14 protein-coding genes are annotated in these 17,789 nt (G+C 42.6%); 10 read left to right on the forward strand and 4 right to left on the reverse strand.

Annotated features, from left to right (window positions below):
• Positions 1–17 precede the first annotated feature (17 nt).
• The 4 genes from MGG13_RS05060 to MGG13_RS05075 are packed head-to-tail and all read right to left on the reverse strand — an operon-like array spanning position 18 to position 6,495.
• The gene (locus MGG13_RS05060) at positions 18–2,621 is read right to left on the reverse strand and encodes a YfhO family protein (RefSeq protein ID WP_239035593.1); all 2,604 of its coding nucleotides are present in this window, start codon (positions 2,619–2,621) and stop codon (positions 18–20) included.
• Entirely contained in the window at positions 2,618–5,194 is a 2,577-nt protein-coding gene (locus MGG13_RS05065) for a YfhO family protein (RefSeq protein ID WP_239035594.1), read from the reverse strand. Before MGG13_RS05065 ends, MGG13_RS05060 begins: the two co-directional genes overlap by 4 nt.
• Positions 5,184–5,567, reverse strand: coding sequence for a GtrA family protein (locus MGG13_RS05070; protein ID WP_239035595.1), 384 nt, complete (start codon positions 5,565–5,567; stop codon positions 5,184–5,186). The genes MGG13_RS05065 and MGG13_RS05070 overlap by 11 nt, the downstream gene beginning before the upstream one ends.
• On the reverse strand, positions 5,560–6,495 hold the full coding sequence (locus MGG13_RS05075) for a glycosyltransferase family 2 protein (RefSeq protein WP_239035596.1): 936 nt from the start codon (positions 6,493–6,495) through the stop codon (positions 5,560–5,562). The genes MGG13_RS05070 and MGG13_RS05075 overlap by 8 nt, the downstream gene beginning before the upstream one ends.
• An 87-nt stretch (positions 6,496–6,582) precedes the next feature.
• Between MGG13_RS05075 and ylqF the strand changes: the two genes are divergently transcribed.
• From ylqF to hslU, 10 genes are all read left to right on the forward strand, one after another.
• A complete protein-coding gene (gene ylqF, locus MGG13_RS05080) occupies positions 6,583–7,458 on the forward strand; it encodes a ribosome biogenesis GTPase YlqF (protein WP_239035597.1) in 876 nt (291 codons plus the stop codon).
• On the forward strand, positions 7,445–8,200 hold the full coding sequence (locus MGG13_RS05085; protein ID WP_239035598.1) for a ribonuclease HII: 756 nt from the start codon (positions 7,445–7,447) through the stop codon (positions 8,198–8,200). Before ylqF ends, MGG13_RS05085 begins: the two co-directional genes overlap by 14 nt.
• Positions 8,201–8,281: 81 nt before the next feature.
• Positions 8,282–9,451, forward strand: coding sequence for an ADP-forming succinate--CoA ligase subunit beta (sucC, locus tag MGG13_RS05090; RefSeq protein WP_239035599.1), 1,170 nt, complete (start codon positions 8,282–8,284; stop codon positions 9,449–9,451).
• 17 nt (positions 9,452–9,468) lie between these two features.
• On the forward strand, positions 9,469–10,377 hold the full coding sequence (sucD, locus tag MGG13_RS05095; protein ID WP_133432049.1) for a succinate--CoA ligase subunit alpha: 909 nt from the start codon (positions 9,469–9,471) through the stop codon (positions 10,375–10,377).
• Between the two features lie 156 nt (positions 10,378–10,533).
• Positions 10,534–11,379: a DNA-processing protein DprA gene (dprA, locus tag MGG13_RS05100; RefSeq protein WP_239035600.1), complete on the forward strand. Its 846-nt coding sequence runs from the start codon at positions 10,534–10,536 to the stop codon at positions 11,377–11,379.
• A 70-nt stretch (positions 11,380–11,449) separates the two neighbouring features.
• Positions 11,450–13,525 (forward strand): type I DNA topoisomerase, encoded by a 2,076-nt coding sequence (gene topA, locus MGG13_RS05105; protein WP_239035675.1) that lies wholly within the window; start codon positions 11,450–11,452, stop codon positions 13,523–13,525.
• A gap of 88 nt (positions 13,526–13,613) precedes the next feature.
• Positions 13,614–14,918: an FADH(2)-oxidizing methylenetetrahydrofolate--tRNA-(uracil(54)-C(5))-methyltransferase TrmFO gene (trmFO, locus tag MGG13_RS05110; RefSeq protein ID WP_239035601.1), complete on the forward strand. Its 1,305-nt coding sequence runs from the start codon at positions 13,614–13,616 to the stop codon at positions 14,916–14,918.
• Between the two features lie 60 nt (positions 14,919–14,978).
• The gene (gene xerA / locus MGG13_RS05115; RefSeq protein ID WP_239035602.1) at positions 14,979–15,851 is read left to right on the forward strand and encodes a site-specific tyrosine recombinase/integron integrase; all 873 of its coding nucleotides are present in this window, start codon (positions 14,979–14,981) and stop codon (positions 15,849–15,851) included.
• Between the two features lie 14 nt (positions 15,852–15,865).
• Positions 15,866–16,390: an HslVU peptidase proteolytic subunit gene (gene hslV / locus MGG13_RS05120; protein ID WP_133432054.1), complete on the forward strand. Its 525-nt coding sequence runs from the start codon at positions 15,866–15,868 to the stop codon at positions 16,388–16,390.
• Positions 16,391–16,399: 9 nt separating this feature from the next.
• Positions 16,400–17,785 (forward strand): ATP-dependent protease ATPase subunit HslU, encoded by a 1,386-nt coding sequence (hslU, locus tag MGG13_RS05125; protein ID WP_133432055.1) that lies wholly within the window; start codon positions 16,400–16,402, stop codon positions 17,783–17,785.
• The last annotated feature ends 4 nt before the right edge of the window (positions 17,786–17,789 follow it).

Genomic DNA, 17,789 nt, shown 5'->3' on the forward strand with positions numbered 1-17,789 from the left:
GATATAACGGGATTTATTTATTCAGCAGGGGGCGCAAATGTTTCGATTTCTTCTTTATTGGTTACAATGCTGTGTTTTCCTCGACTCACTTTTCGCGTATACCAGATAGCAATGACCAGACCGATAAGGCTGATGAACTGCATGAGGTGGAAGTAGGGCGGTGTGTAGGAAAGTTCTATTTTCCTGGCACTTTCGTCTATTTTGACAGCAGTCATTAAATAGTTGCCTTCAGAAACTTCAGCTTTCTTACCGTCCACTTTAGCTGACATCCCTTTTAAATAAGGGGTGGGGATAACGGCGTACCCTGTGTCATGCGGACTCAGTGTCGCGACGAGTTTACTGCCTGTCTGAGTCAGCTGATGTTTCTGCTGCTTTGTAGCTGATTCCAGTGTCTTATAATCTTCACCGTAAATACCGTTGATCTGATACGTATAGGTGCCTGACATGAGCTTCAGCTGAATTAAATCAGACGCTTTGATACGTAGAGTAATGGTCGGGTTAAAGCGACGGTAGTCATCATCAAGCGGTTTACGTGACTGATAGATTTCATTGATCCAGACGTAATGATAGCGACTCGGCGTTTTTAATTCGATGCTTAAGTCCACGTACAAATCTTTATAGCGGTCAGCCAGACGCCTAGGAAGCTTGTAAGTGATGCCGCCCTGGTCCTGATTGACGATCAGCTGTTTACCGTTATAGGTCGCATTATTCAACGACATCGATGCCTTGGATAGAAGATTCTCAGCAGGCGTCACTTTTCTGTTTGATGGACTGTCCAGTACAACACCGTCAAGCATCGCATGCTCACGGTCAATCGGTGTCTTCAGTTCATTCGGATTAAACACTTTATCAGTGACTCTGACAAGTGGCAGCTCATTGGTGTTGTGATAGACAGAATAACTTTTGTCTTTGCCTTGTCTCTGGTCAGTCAGTTCAAATCCATAAGGCAATGTCGCAACGTTATCTGTCCGGATGGAATGGTTGACGTTAAAGAGACTGTACAAATTGGCACGTTCACCTAAACGGTAGTAAATACTGTTGCTGTCTGTGTCCATCGTAATATTTAGTTCCTTGTCATAGAACTGATAGATATCTTTATCGAATATACTTGAGTACAGTTTAATGCCATTGAAATGCTGATAAAGCGGTGTGTTATGAGTCGCTGACGTCTGCCAGTCTATCCGGGCAGCAGGTGATGCTTCTGTAATATCATTGATGATTGAGCGCTGCGTCTCGCTGTTGTATTTATCTGACTGGACAAACGCTAAGTCGTGCTCATAGAAAGGGTGCAGTGTATCCATCTGTTCACGGATATAGTCATAGACAAAGAAAAGATTCATAATGACGATTGTGACGGCTAAAAACTGATAAGTGGCGACCTTTGGTCTATTGATATAGAGCATGATAGTGACTGCGATGACCGGAATAAATAGCAGCCAGACGAGCGATTTACCGGCACCGATAATGGACAGACTATAAATGATGGAGACTGGAATCAGTGAAATAGCAATGTCCTTTAGGTTCAGGTTCTTTAAATGATGCAGGTAGGTTGCTATCAGCCCGGCTGATGAGAATGCGAGCATATAGACCCAGCGTCTCTGATCGATAGAAAAGCCATTAAAGAAACTGTCGAACAATGGCGACAATGAACCCGCCATAAAGAGCCAGGTAATGACGGCGAACAATCGGAATGTATAGTTTCTGTATAGCTTGAAAGTAAACAATGCCATGACCGCAATAAAGGGGATGACGATATAGTAGCCATCATAAAACAAATTATAGTGGATAATAAAATCGATAAAAGGCTTCAGTTTAATCGGCGGTAGTGTCCGGTCGTTCAACACATAACTCGTGACACCGGTCGAAAAACCGACAGCACTGACCATCAGTGCAATAACAGACGAGATGACGATCACTTTGATCTTAGTCGGGCGTGAGACGCTGTCGCTCTCTTTTTTGTAAACAGTCCGGTAGACGAAATAGAACATCACAAAAATGAACTGATAATAACTGAAATAAAAATTGGAATGAAGCGTCAGTGCGATTCCTAAAATATAGATACCGATCTTTCGATCAGCAAAAAATCGTTCCATGCCAAGTATAGTGAGCGGCAGATAGAACATGACGTCACTGAAGAAACTCCAGGTAAACGTAAAAAAGAAATAGACGGTCGAGTAGCCGTATAGAAAAGCACTTGCCATGCTTGCATATCGATTGATGCCGAGATATTTAAAGAGACGATTAGTGACATAAAGTATTGCCGTCAATTTAAAAACAGAAACGATGATTTGATTGACAAACCAGAAATCGGGACTGCCAGTGTTCAGCGGCAGCAATAAGTCGAGCAGATAGACTACACCGAAATTGATATAGGCAATCGGTGAAGTCGAATAATAATAGGCAAGGCTGCGAAAGAAATCGCCGCCAATACCAAAGCCCATATCATAGAAAAAGTTGAACTTTGAGAACTGCTCATATAAATAAAGCTGGAAAGGAATCATCTGCGCGATACTGTCACCTTTACCCGAGAAGAGAATGCCTTCAGTGACGAACCTGTAAATGACAACACTATGGGCCAGAAGCGACAGAACGAGACAAGTCGCTAATGTTTTGAATTTCATGATTTACGCTTCCTTTGCACCGGTTTTAAGTAAAATATCGCAGCAATGAGTGACAGAACGGATATAAGAACAGTCAGATAGAAATAAGGCGGCACATACTTGAAGTCGACGACTTTAGCATCAACAGGTATTTTAACGACCGCCTGCAGATAATTACCTCTTTCAACTTCTGTTTTCTTACCGTCAACTCGAGCTGTCAGACCATCGCGGTAAATAATCGGCGTGACGAGGTAGCCTGCCTGATGAGTGTCCAGTTTCGCCTGCATACGATTGCCACTTTCAGTAAACTGGATGCCATTATCTCGTTCTGCTTTTTTTAGAGTCTGATAATCTTCGCCGTAAATTCCCTGTACTTTAAAGCGATAGGCGCCTTTTGTCATGCCGACCAGAATCTTGCCATTTTTAGGTTTGACCCTGTATAGCAGATCATCCTGATGCGTCCGGTATTTACTTGACTTAAACAGACGGTTATTGGCATAACCATTGACATTAATCTGAATATTGCTTTCAGCTGAAGTCAGTTCAGCATGGAGCTCAACGTAAAAATCCTGATACTTCCTGAGTGCATCTTCAGGTAATGTGATCACCACACCGCCGCTTGGAGGATTAACGATTAAAGATTCATTATAGGTCTGCCACTTGGCACCTGAAGCCTGAATAGTGCTTCTGCTGAGTAAGTTTTCAGCGGGATTTATTGCAGTGTCTGAATCTGTATTCATCACAACACCCTTCAACATCGCATGTTCCCGGTCGATCGGCGTCTTTAAGTCGTCAGCATCAAAAATGGTGTCTGTGACTTTAGCGACTGGCAGAGGCAATGTATTCTCATATATTTTATACTTGCCTTTTGTCTCAATCAGCTTGAAGTTTTCAGGGATGTCTGTCTGATAATCTTTTCTGACGAGATAGCGTACATTAAAAAGCGACTCCAGATTACTGCGCGACTGAAAAGTAGAGTAACGGCTGATGGATTCTTCTTTTAAATTGATTTTCAGCTGATTATAGTAGAAGTCAATGAGAGAACCGTCAAAAATACTGGAATAAAGACTGACGCCAGGGAAACTCTGATAAAGCGGGGTGTTATCCTGTTCCAGGACACGCCAGTCGATGCGTTCTCCTGGTTTAAGCTTTGACTTCAAGCTATCAATAATTTCCTGCTGCAGCCCTGAGTTATAGACGCTGGACTCGATATAAGACATCTTCGCACGGCTGTCGATACCCGGATTGTAGTTATCATACAGATTGTGTTCTTTAACGATATGCCAGTTGAGCAGCATAATCGCAGCAATCTGAGCATAGTACAGGTAGTGCTGAGCCGGTTTATTTTTAAGTAGCAGAATGAAGAGACCGATAATCGCAATAACTGGCATATACCAGATCCATTCTACTTTTTTATCAATATAGATATAGCTCAAGCTGACAATAATGAAGCCTGGCAGTAATGAATAGAGATAGTTCTGAATAGAAATCTGACGGAACTTCGCTATATACATGGCAATCAGGCCACTTGAGAAAAAGGTCAGCAAGTAATGCCAGCGTTTCTGAGGGGCTGAAAAGCCATTAAAGACAGAATCGATAAAAGGCATAAAGCTTAAGTAAATCAGTGCAATCGTCAACAGTGCAAAGAAACGATAGAAATAAGAACGGTAGAACTTGAAAGTGAAGAGCGCCTGCAATGCAATATAGAGCACGATCACTAAATAGTTGTCATAAAAAATATTGGCGTGCTGGTCAAATGTATTGAACAATTTCATCGGGTCCGTATAAGGCGCACGGTCGTTCTGCATAAATCCTTTGACCCCGTAGAAAAAGCTGAACATCGAAATCCCTGTGCCGAGTAGTGTCATCGTTAAAAATGCTTTCCACTGTTCGAGTCGCGTTGCACGGTCACTCTCTGATCGGAAAATCATGCGCAGAACGAAATAGATGACACCGAACAGCATCTGATAATAAGCGAAATAAAAATTATTGATCAGAGACAAAGCAACGGCCGCAATAAACCAGATTTTTTTCTTGTCCTGAATGTACTTCTCTATCCCGAGGAGGAGAAGGGGTAGGAAGATAAAGACATCAGAAAAGAAAGACCAGTAAAGCGTAAAGCGGAAGTAAATCGCTGACGTCAGAAACAGAAATGCACCAAGTACAGCACTTGCACGATTCACCTTCAGATAAGTGAAATAAAGATAGGTGAAGTACATGGCTGCAGCAGACTTAAAGATGGAAATATAAAATGCATTGACTGCCCAGAACTGAATGGTGTCTGTCTTAAAATGAAAAAGAAGATTCAGCCACCAGACAGCTACCATATTGAAATAAAAGACGACGGATGTTGAATAATAATAGGCGAGGTCAGTATAATAATCGCCGCCAAGACCAAAGTTCATGTCATAGAAAAACTCGCCGTGTGACCATTTATCATAGAGGAACAGCTGGAAAGGCAGCATCTGTTCAAGACCATCATTAGGTCCAGTGAAGATAGTGCCATCTTTAATGAAACGATAAATATAAAAACTGTGACCGAAAACAGCGAGCAGCAGAAAAAGAAAAGGAAATAGATACTTTTTATTTTTCATGATTGTCCTCAACAAAAATATATTTTGCGATGAAATAAGTGACAGGTACTGTAATAATAAGTGCCGGGAACGGGGCGAGTCTTTCGTCCAGTCCCATTTTAACGAAAAGCATCAGCAGTAAGGTCTGCAGTCCCATGTTGATGACTTGAGTCAGCGGGAACTTCAGGAACGTTGACCATTTCGGCTTAACATGATAAACAAAATAACAGTTCAAATAGTAGGAACAGATAAACGACCAGAGAAATGCGGTGATATGACTGACCATATAAGGTGCAATATTCAGCAGCAGTAAATACATCACATAATAGTTGACCGTATTGATAACGCCGACGATGACAAAACGGATAAATGCAGAGCTGAACAGTTTAGTCATGTTTCAGCGCCTCAACATTCGTCCGCTCAACAATAAAGTGAGGTCGTCTCTTGCTTTCAGAGTAAATACGGCCGATATATTCACCGATGACACCTAGACTGAAGAGCTGAACACCGCCGAGAAAGAGGATAGCAGAAATGATGGTGAAATAGCCTGGTTCATCGATGCCGTGGAAGATGATCTGAATCAAAGTCGTCAAAATATAGAGAAGACAAATGATTAAAGTTACCGTCCCGAAATAAAAGCAGACCCGAAGCGGTTTGTTGTTATAGCTTAAGACGCCGTCTATCGCATAATCTAATAGAGACAGGAAATTAAATGATGATTGTCCGGCTTCACGTTGAACATTCTTAAATGGAATGGTTTTTTTACTATAACCGACCCATTCAAAAATTCCTTTTGAGAAGCGGTTGTATTCATCGAGTGACAATATTGAGTCAATCACGACACGAGAGATAAGTCTGAAGTCACCTTCACCGTCAACGAGATCGACATCTACATTAAAGTTGATCAGTTTATAAAACAGCTGACTTGGAATTTTTCGAAGTATATGTTCACCGTCACGGTCACGACGAGCGACGACCTGATCATATCCCTCCTTGTAAGCCGCGACAAACTGTGGAATTAGTTCGGGCGGATGCTGAAGGTCGGCATCCAGTATAATCGCAGCATCTCCTGTGGCAGATTTTAAGCCGGCTAGCATAGCAGATTCTTTACCAAAGTTACGTGAGAATGAAACATATTTGATATGCGGATCCTGTTTACTAAGCGCTTCAATCATCTCAATAGAACGGTCGCTTGAACCGTCATTGATCATAATAAGCTCATAATTATAATCATTTTCTGTCATGGTTTGTGTGATAGAATGATGAAGTCGACTGATATTTTTTTCTTCATTATAAATAGGGATGATTAATGATAATTTCATGATGACTCCTTTTTAATGCTGATTAATGATTTCAGACTTTATCATAACATGAATTAACTTAAAGAATAATGAAAGAAGGTAATGACTTTGACAATACAATGGTTTCCCGGCCACATGGCCAAAGCAAGACGCGAAGTAACAGAACAGCTGAAGATGGTGGACTGTGTCTTTGAACTACTGGATGCACGAATTCCATATTCCTCCAGTAATCCGATGATCAGTGATATCATCAAGGATAAGCCTCGCGTCGTTTTGCTCAATAAAATGGATATGGCAGACCCGAGAGAGACAGCGAAATGGATGAAGCACTTTGAAGCTGAAGGCGTCTATCCGGTTGCGCTGGATGCGAAGAACGGCAAGAACTTAAATATGGTCATCAAAGCAGCAGAAGCGGTGACGAAAGAAAAGTTTGAAAGACTAGCTGCAAAAGGACTCCGACCACGTGCGATACGTGCCATGATTGTAGGTATTCCAAATGTCGGAAAGTCAACTCTTATCAACCGTCTTGCTAAAAAATCACTTGCTAAGACAGGTAATATGCCGGGTGTCACAAAGAAACAGCAGTGGATCAAAGTCGGTAAAACACTTGAACTGTTAGACACACCGGGTATACTCTGGCCGAAATTTGAAGATCAGGTTGTCGGTAAAAAGCTCAGTCTGACGGGTGCGATTAAAGACAGCATTGTCCATCTTGACGAAGTGGCTATTTACGGACTTGAATACATGCAGATGCACGATCTTGAAACGCTTAATAAACATTACAATATTACAATAGAAGAAAATGATCCATATCTGGAAATCTTCGATCAGATCGGCAGAAGCCGCGGTATGAAAAACAAAGGAAATGAAATTGATTATGAATCTGTCATTGAACTTGTCGTTCGTGATATTCGGAATGCGAAAGTGGGCCGTTATACGTTTGACCGGGTAGAAGAAGTAGGACAACCGGATGAAACTGAGTGACCTTAAAAACGAGCTGCAGGACTATCATGTGGCGGAAGATATTTTAAATGATTTTGGGCAGGACACGCGGACCGGTGCCAAAAAACTGGTCGCACAGAGACTGAAGCAGCTGGAACAGGCTGTCAAAATCAAAGAAAACTATTTGCAGGCGATGGAGTTTGAGAATCGTTATCCAGGTGAAATTATCTGCGGTATAGATGAAGTAGGGCGAGGACCACTCGCTGGTCCCGTTGTTGCCTGTGCCGTCATATTGGAAGAAGGTCATTATTATCCGGGTATGACAGATTCGAAAAAACTGTCTGCGAAGAAACGTCAAAGTATTGAAACAAGTCTTCTCAGTCAGGTGCGGGATTATGCCATTGGGATAGCCTCTGTAGAAGAAATCGACGACATCAATATATACGAGGCGTCAAAGCTTGCGATGCGACGTGCTGTAGAAAGTCTGAAGGTTAAGCCGACTGTTCTCTTGATCGATGCCATGACGCTTGATACCGGCTTAATCGAAGAAGCGATTGTTAAAGGAGATATGCGCAGTGTCTCCATCAGCGCAGCGAGTATTCTTGCAAAAGAATACCGCGATAGATTGATGGCGGATTATGACAAGATATACCCCGGCTATGATTTCAGTCAGAATGCCGGCTACGGGACTGCAAAACATTTAGCGGGCATAGAGGAACGAGGAATCTCTCCGATACACCGCCGGACATTCGAACCCATTAAGTCAATTATCAGCAATGTCTGACAATTATCGTTTACAATAACGCTTACATTTTCTATAATTGAACCGTAAGCTGAATTTAACCCGTATTTAGGAGGATGGAAGATGAATATCCATGAGTATCAAGGGAAAGAAATTTTTCGCTCAATGGGTGTAGCTGTACCTAATGGTTCAGTTGCTTATACACCTGACGAAGCAGTAGAAGTAGCAAAAGGATTAAAAGAGGGCGTTTACGTCGTTAAAGCTCAAATCCACGCAGGGGGCCGCGGTAAAGCGGGTGGCGTTAAAATTGCGAAAAGCTTAGATGAAGTGAAAGGTTATGCTGAAGAACTTTTAGGTAAAGTACTGGTGACACATCAGACGGGCCCTGAAGGTAAAGAAGTCAAACGTCTGTTAGTAGAAGAAGGCTGCGATATTCAAAAAGAATATTATCTTGGTTTCGTTTTGGACCGTGCCACTGACTCTGTTGTTTTAATGGGGTCAGAAGAAGGCGGAACAGAAATTGAAGAAGTAGCTGAATCTAATCCGGAAAAAATCTTTAAGGAAGTCATCGACCCTGTAACAGGTCTTATGCCGTTCCAGGCGCGTCGTTTAGCGTTCAACATCAATATTCCTAAAGAATCTGTGAATAAAGCAGTGAAAATTATGATGGGTCTTTATGATGTCTTCATCCAGAAAGATGCTTCTATCATTGAAATCAATCCGCTTGTCACAACAGGTTCAGGCGATGTACTTGCGCTTGATTCAAAAATCAATTTTGATTCTAATGCACTCTTCCGTCATAAAGACATCGTTGAACTTCGTGACTTAGAAGAAGAAGATCCAAAAGAAATCGAAGCATCTAAATATGACCTTGCGTATATTGCACTCGATGGCAATATCGGCTGTATGGTCAACGGTGCGGGTCTTGCGATGGCAACGATGGATACTATCAACCATTTCGGCGGCAATCCGGCAAACTTCCTGGATGTAGGGGGCGGTGCGACGAAAGAGAAAGTAACAGAAGCATTCAAGATCATCTTAGGTGACGATAAAGTAGAAGGTATTTTCGTCAATATCTTTGGTGGTATTATGAAGTGTGATGTTATCGCTGAAGGTGTCGTTGCGGCAGCTAAAGAACTTGAACTGACGATTCCTCTTGTGGTGCGCTTAGAAGGTACAAACGTTGACCAGGGTAAAGAAATTCTGGAGAACTCAGGCTTAGCGATCACACCTGCCGGTACAATGGCAGAAGGGGCACAGAAAATCGTTGAATTAGTTAAACAAGCTAAATAGGAAGCGGGGAGAAATTCGTGGGAGTATTTATTGATAAAAATACGAAAGTATTAGTACAAGGGATTACAGGATCAACAGCTCTTTTCCATACTAAACAGATGATTGAATACGGTACACAGATCGTAGCCGGTGTTACACCTGGTAAAGGCGGCATGGAAGTTGAAGGCGTGCCTGTTTTTAATACAGTAGAGGAAGCAGTTAAAGCAACAGGCGCTACAGTATCTGTTATCTACGTGCCAGCTCCATTTGCAGCTGATGCCATTGTTGAATGTGTAGATGCTGAACTTGAACTTGCCATCTGTATTACAGAACATATTCCAGTTCTCGACATGGTTAAAGTGAAACGCTATATGAAAGGCAAGAAAACACGCCTCGTTGGACCTAACTGTCCGGGTGTTATCACAGCTGACGAATGTAAGATTGGTATTATGCCAGGCTATATTCATAAAAAAGGTCACGTCGGTGTTGTTTCCCGCTCAGGAACACTCACTTACGAAGCAGTTCACCAGTTAACTCAGCTCGGTATCGGTCAGACGACAGCTGTCGGCATCGGTGGTGACCCGGTTAACGGTACAAACTTCATCGATTGTTTAGAAGCATTCAACAATGACCCTGAAACTTATGCTGTCGTGATGATTGGTGAAATCGGTGGAACAGCTGAAGAAGAAGCTGCTGAATGGGTGAAAGCGAACATGACAAAACCTGTTGTCGGCTTTATCGGTGGTCAGACAGCGCCTCCAGGTAAACGTATGGGTCACGCAGGTGCGATTATTTCAGGCGGTAAAGGTACAGCTGCAGAAAAAATCAAAGCGATGAATGCTGCTGGCATTAAAACAGCTGCGACACCTTCTGATATCGGTTCTACATTAGTAGAACGTATTAAAGAAGAAGACGGCTTATACGAAAAATGTTTAACAGTTAAATAATATGTTAAAAGGCGGACTGATGTCTGCCTTTTTTTGTTAGTTGTAATTATAATCAACTTTTTTTCTCGATAAAATTTACATAATGAATGTTTAAAGTTCATAGTTCTGTTACTGATTCTTTATCAAATACATTTAAGATGAAGTTGAGGTGAAGACATGAATGATCTGATTCTAAAATTAATTTATGCAGGTTTTACTACGAAACAGCTTCATCAGTATTATCGTCAGTTTGGCTGTTTTGACTTCGTCACTGAAAAATATGAGATGCTGCTAAGAGAAGGGCAGGATGAGCGTCTACGTGCCAAGCTACAATGCCTGAAAAAACTTGATAGCACACAAATCAGACAGAACTTGAGCCGTGATCAAATTCAGACGGTGTTTTATCATGAATCTGATTATCCTGTTTTATTAAAAGAAATCTACGACTTTCCTTTCGTCCTCTTCTACAGAGGGGATATTAAACTTGCACAGAACAAGGCGCTTGCAATCGTAGGTGGTCGTGAGCGGACAGATTATACAATACAGGTTCTCACGCGTTTGATGCCTGAACTACGTGACCTGACTATCGTAAGTGGTCTGGCTAAAGGAACTGATGCTGATGCGCATCTAGCTGCCATGGAACACGGCAGTCGGACAATCGGCGTACTCGGCTTCGGCCACCTGCATCATTATCCGAGCGAAACTGCTTTACTCAGACGCTATATGGAAGAACATCAGCTGGTGGTCAGTGAATATCCCCCGTTTGCGGGACCAAAGACATGGCAGTTTCCAGAACGCAATAGGCTGATCAGCGGACTTGCTGAAGGGGTGCTGGTCATTGAGAGTAAAAAACGCTCGGGTAGTTTGATCACACTGGATCAGGCGCTTGATCAGAACCGAAACGTCTACTGTATCCCGGGGCCGGTTACAAGTCAGTATTCTGAAGGCAGTAATCTGAAGATTTTTGAAGGGGCAAAGATGTGTTTAAAGGCGAGTGATATCCTCGAAGATTTTATCGTCTGAAAATTTAATAATTGACAGCACTATCCTTGACCGTTATCATTTACACTTGAAAACGAGTTAAGAAGGGGAGATACAATTGGCAGAGAATCTTGTCATTGTTGAATCGCCTGCAAAAGCAAAAACCATTGAAAAGTATTTAGGAAAGAAATTTAAAGTCATTGCTTCTATGGGACACGTCAGAGACTTACCGCGTAGTCAGATGGGCATTGATGTTGATAATAATTTTGAACCTCGATATATTACGATCCGCGGTAAAGGTCCTGTTGTACAGGATTTAAAAAAACATGCGAAAAAAGCGAAACACGTCTATCTCGCAAGTGACCCGGACCGCGAAGGTGAAGCGATTGCCTGGCATTTGGCACATATACTGGATATAGATCAAACAGCAAAATCACGTGTTGTTTTTAATGAGATAACAAAAGATGCTGTGAAGGAGAGTTTTAAATCTCCGCGCGAAATTAAACATGAACTAGTGGATGCACAACAGGCACGTCGAGCACTCGATCGTCTCGTCGGCTATAACATCTCACCTGTATTATGGAAGAAAGTCAAAAAAGGACTGTCAGCAGGACGTGTTCAATCTGTGGCACTTAAGCTGATTATTGACCGTGAGGAAGAAATCAATGCGTTCAAACCTGAAGAATACTGGACGATTGATGGCACATTTAAACATAATGGTGTCACTTTTAAAGCGAAGTTCCTGCATGAGAATAATAAACCGAAGAAACTGAAAAACAGTAATGATGTCAAAGCGATAGTCAGCCAGTTATCTGGTGATCAGTTCGATGTCACAGACGTTTCTAAAAAAGAAAAGCTCCGTTATCCTGCTAACCCGTTCACAACTTCATCCCTGCAGCAGGAAGCAGCACGTAAACTGAACTTTAAAGCACGTAAGACGATGATGCTCGCTCAGCAGCTGTACGAAGGGATTGACCTTAAAAAACAAGGAACGGTCGGTCTGATTACTTATATGAGAACAGACTCCACACGTATTTCTGAGACTGCTAAAAGTGAGGCAGCAGGTTACATCAAAGAACAGTACGGTGACAACTATTTATCTAAGCGTAAGGAAGGCAAACAAAAAGAAGGCGCGCAGGATGCCCATGAAGCTATCCGACCAACTTCAGCGCTTCGCACACCGAATGCAATGAAAGACTACCTGTCACGAGACCAGCTTCGTTTATATAAGCTGATCTGGGAACGCTTTATGGCGAGTCAGATGGCACCCGCTGTCATCGATACAGTAGCCGTTGACCTCACTCAAGGCAACATCAAATTCCGTGCCAATGGTCAGACGATTAAATTCAAAGGTTTTATGAGCGTTTATATTGAAGGCCAGGACGATGCGGAAGAAGAAGGGGAAAACCGACTACCTGAACTTGAGGTCGGTGATCAAGTTCAGGCGACAGATATCGCTGAAAATCAACACTTTACTCAGCCCCCGCCACGATATACCGAGGCACGTCTCGTCAAGACACTTGAGGAGAAGGGCATCGGTCGACCTTCTACTTATGCACCGACACTTGATACGATTCAGAAGCGTAACTACGTGAAAGTGGATCAGAAGAAGTTTTATCCGACGGAACTTGGGACTATCGTCAATGACAGTGTCAAAGAATACTTCCCAGAGATTGTCGAAGTTGATTTCACTGCCAATATGGAAGCTTTACTTGACCGTGTCGCAAACGGTGAGATGGAATGGAAAAAAGTCATTGCTGCTTTCTATGACAACTTCAAGATTGATTTAGAACGTGCAGAGGCAGAGATGGAGAAGATTGAAATCAAGGATGAGCCTGCTGGAGAAGACTGCGAAAAATGCGGTTCTCCGATGGTTATCAAGATGGGACGATACGGTAAATTTATGGCTTGTTCCAATTTTCCGGACTGCCGTAATACAAAAGCAATCGTTAAAACAATCGGAGTGCCTTGTCCGAAGTGTGACAATGGCGAGGTAGTCGAGCGGAAATCGAAGAAAAATCGTATTTTTTACGGCTGCACCAACTATCCAGAATGTGACTATATTTCATGGGATAAACCAGTGCCAAGAAAATGTCCGAAATGTGAATCACAGCTTGTTGAACGTAAGAAAGGCAAGAATATTCAAGTGGTCTGCACGAACTGTGAATACGAAGAAAAACCACAATAAACTGACGATGTGCTTAAGCACATCGTTCTTTTAGTTTATTTAATTATCAGAATATATTACAATCAGTAAGGATTAAGGAGGAATTATAATGACGACAGAAGTAAATGTAATCGGGGCTGGTCTTGCCGGCTCTGAAGCAGCTTATCAGCTGGCAGAACGCGATATTAAAGTGAACTTATATGAAATGAGACCGGTGAAACAGACACCTGCTCATCATACTGATAAATTTGCTGAGCTTGTCTGCTCAAATTCATTAAGAGGTAATGCACTGACAAATGGTGTGGGTGTTCTAAAAGAAGAGATGCGGAGACTCAACTCGCTGATCATGAAAGCAGCAGATGCAGCAAGTGTTCCTGCCGGCGGCGCATTAGCAGTAGACCGTCATGAATTCAGTGGCTACATCACGGATACATTAAAAAAACATCCCAATATCACTGTATTTAATGAAGAAATTCACTCGATTCCAGAAGGACCGACTATCGTGGCAACTGGACCTCTGACAACTGAAAAACTTTCTAAAAGCATTCAGGAACTGACAGGACAGGATCACCTTTATTTCTATGATGCAGCAGCTCCGATTATAGAGAAGGACTCTATCGATATGAATAAAGTTTACCTGAAGTCCCGTTACGATAAAGGAGAGGCCGCTTATCTGAACTGTCCGATGACGGAAGAAGAATTTGACCGCTTCTATCAGGCCATTCTGGATGCAGAAGTGGTGCCACTTAAAGAATTTGAAAAAGAAATCTATTTTGAAGGCTGTATGCCATTTGAAGAGATGGCGAAACGTGGCCGTAAAACATTATTATTCGGACCTATGAAGCCAGTTGGACTGGAAGACCCTGAAACAGGTAAACGTCCTTTTGCGGTTGTCCAGTTACGTCAGGACGATGCAGCAGGTACGTTATACAATATCGTCGGTTTCCAGACGCATCTGAAGTGGGGCGCACAGAAAGAAATTCTTCAGCTGATTCCGGGTCTTGAGAACGTGGAAATCGTCCGTTATGGTGTGATGCACCGTAACACATTTATCAATTCTCCGACTAATCTGCAGCCGACTTATCAGTTTAAAGGAAAAGACGATTTGTTCCTGGCAGGTCAGATGACAGGTGTCGAAGGATACGTGGAAAGTGCAGCAAGTGGTTTGATTGCAGGCATTAATGCCGCAAAGATAGCGACAGGGATTCAGCCGATTGTATTTCCGCAATCAACAATGATTGGTGCGATGGCACATTACATCACACATACGAATGCGAAAAACTTCCAGCCAATGAACGCGAACTTCGGTCTGTTACCAAGCCTTGAAAAACGAATCAAAGATAAAAAAGAACGGTATGAAACGCTTGCGCATAAAGCACTTGAAAGCCTTGATCAATTTAAAGTCACATTGTAAAGCTATGAATTGATAATAATTTCTGAATTGTGATACAATTCGGATAAATGGGGTGCTATAATGAACAAGGCCATAGAAGATTTCAGCCGTTATCTGCTGCTTGAAAAAGGATTTTCACCTCATACTCAGACGGCTTACATTCAGGATGTTGTACAATTTGAACAGTATTTAAAAGAACAGCATCTACAGATTGAAACGTTTCAATATCGAGATGCGAGAGGCTATCTCGTGTACTTATATAACCAGAAACTGACGCGTGCCTCTGTTTCCAGAAAGATTTCCAGTCTGAAGACCTTTTACCGGTTTTTAAATCTGGATCAGGAAGAGACGAATCCATTTGACAGCCTGATTCATCCGAAACAGGATAAATATCTGCCTCAGTTTTTTTACGAGGAGGAAATGGAACGACTCTTTGCTGAAGTTGATCAAGGAAAACCATTTCACAAAAGAGATCGCTTTATTCTTGAACTGCTGTATGCTACGGGTCTCCGGGTATCTGAACTCGTCAGTCTTAAGCTGACGGATATTGACGAAGAGATGATGGTGCTCAAAGTGCTGGGTAAAGGGAATAAAGAACGCATCGTCCCATTTGGCCACTTTGCGCTTGACAGCTTAAGGGATTACCTGCTGCTCAGACGAAAGTACGCGAAAGATCATGATGGGCTCTTGATTAATCAGCAGGGCGGTATACTGACAGCGAGAGGTGTCCGTTATATTCTGACTGATATCATAAAGCGAACAGGTCAGGTGTCGCATATCCATCCCCATATGCTGCGTCATACGTTTGCGACACATCTCTTAAATGAAGGCGCTGACCTCAGAACGGTTCAGGATTTACTGGGACATGTTAATTTATCGACAACAGGCCGCTATACGCATGTGACAAAAGAACATCTCAGACAAACTTATTTAAGTGCACATCCTCGTGCCTAAAGGAGAGAAATGAATTGACTACAATATTTGCAATCAGACACGACGGCCACACGGCTATGACGGGCGATGGTCAGGTGACACTCGGGGAACAGGTTATTATGAAAGCGACAGCCAAAAAAGTACGTCGTCTTTATGACGATAAAGTAGTCGCTGGCTTTGCCGGAAGTGTTGCAGATGCTTTTACTTTGTTCGAGAAGTTTGAATCGAAACTTTATGAATATAATGGTAACTTATCACGTGCTGCTGTAGAACTGGCAAAAGAATGGCGCGGTGATAAAATGCTTCGTCAGCTTGAAGCCATGCTCATCGTCATGGATGATAAAGAGCTGCTCCTTGTGAGTGGGACGGGAGAAGTCATTCAACCGGATGACGATATCATCGCTATCGGTTCAGGCGGCAACTACGCACTGAGTGCCGGTCGCGCTCTCAAAAAACATGCACCTCATCTATCTGCCAGTGAAATTGCACAGGCAAGCCTCGAGACGGCGGCGGATATTTGTGTGTTCACGAACCATAACATTATTCTTGAGGAACTTTAGGGGGAGACTATGAATCAAAAACTGAAATTGACACCTAAGGAAATCGTAGCTGAACTGAATGCGCATATCGTGGGTCAGGAAGAAGCGAAGAAAAAAGTAGCGATTAGTTTACGCAACCGCTATCGTCGCTCGAAACTGGATGACCAGCTGCAGCAGGAAATCATCCCGAAAAATATTTTGATGATGGGACCAACCGGCGTGGGTAAGACTGAGATAGCCCGCCGTATTGCCCGCCTGGTCGGTGCACCCTTTGTTAAAGTAGAAGCAACGAAGTATACCGAAGTAGGATACGTCGGACGTGACGTCGAAAGCATGATCAGAGATTTAGTTGAAAATGGAATTCGACTGGTCAAAGAAGAGAAGAAGAAAGAAGTTTTAGATGAAGCCACTAAACAGGCAGATGAACGCCTCGTTCAATTACTGGTACCTGCTATCAAGAAGAAGAAACAGAGTGGTTCAAACCCATTTGAAGCACTTTTCAGTGGTCAGATGCCAATGATGGATCTGCCTGAAGAAGAAGAGGTTACGCCTGAAGTATCAACGAAGCGACAGGACATCAGACGCCGCCTGTTAGCAGGTGAATTAGAAGAAGAAGTCATCAAGATTAAAGTCGAGCAGGAACAAAGTCTGCCGTTTGGTATGGATATGCCTGGTAACAATATGCAGGATATGCTCAGTCAGATGATGCCGAAGAAAAAAGTGGAAAGAACACTGACCGTTCAAAAAGCGCGTCCGATTCTAATTGATGAAGAAGCGGGTAAACTGATTGACCAGGAATCCGTCAATCAAGAAGCAGTCCAGCTGACAGAACAGCTCGGTATTGTTTTTATCGATGAGATCGATAAGATTGCCGGCAGCTCTGAAAGAGGACAGGATATTTCCCGCCAAGGCGTACAGCGCGACATTCTGCCGATTGTAGAAGGCAGCGTGGTACAGACTAAATATGGGGCGGTCAATACAGAACATATTCTCTTTATAGGTGCTGGCGCTTTCCATGTCTCTAAACCAAGTGACCTGATTCCAGAATTACAAGGTCGTTTCCCGATCAGAGTCGAACTGAACAAATTATCAGTAGAAGATTTTGAAAAGATCCTGAGAGAACCTAAACTCTCGCTCTTACGTCAGTACGAGAGTTTACTAGCGACGGAAGACGTGACGATCTCATTTACTGACGAAGCGATTACACGTCTTGCTGAAATTGCATTTGAAGTCAATCAGGAAACGGATAACATCGGTGCAAGACGTCTTCATACGATCATGGAAAAAATGCTTGAGGATTTATCATTTGAAGCACCTGAAATGCCGAATGCTCATGTTGAAATAACGAAGCAGTATGTTGAATCAAAACTTGGTTCGATTGCAAAAAATAAAAATCTCAGCGAATTTATACTCTAAAGGA

Source organism: Macrococcus brunensis (genome assembly GCF_022343725.1).
GTDB classification, from domain to species: domain Bacteria; phylum Bacillota; class Bacilli; order Staphylococcales; family Staphylococcaceae; genus Macrococcus; species Macrococcus brunensis.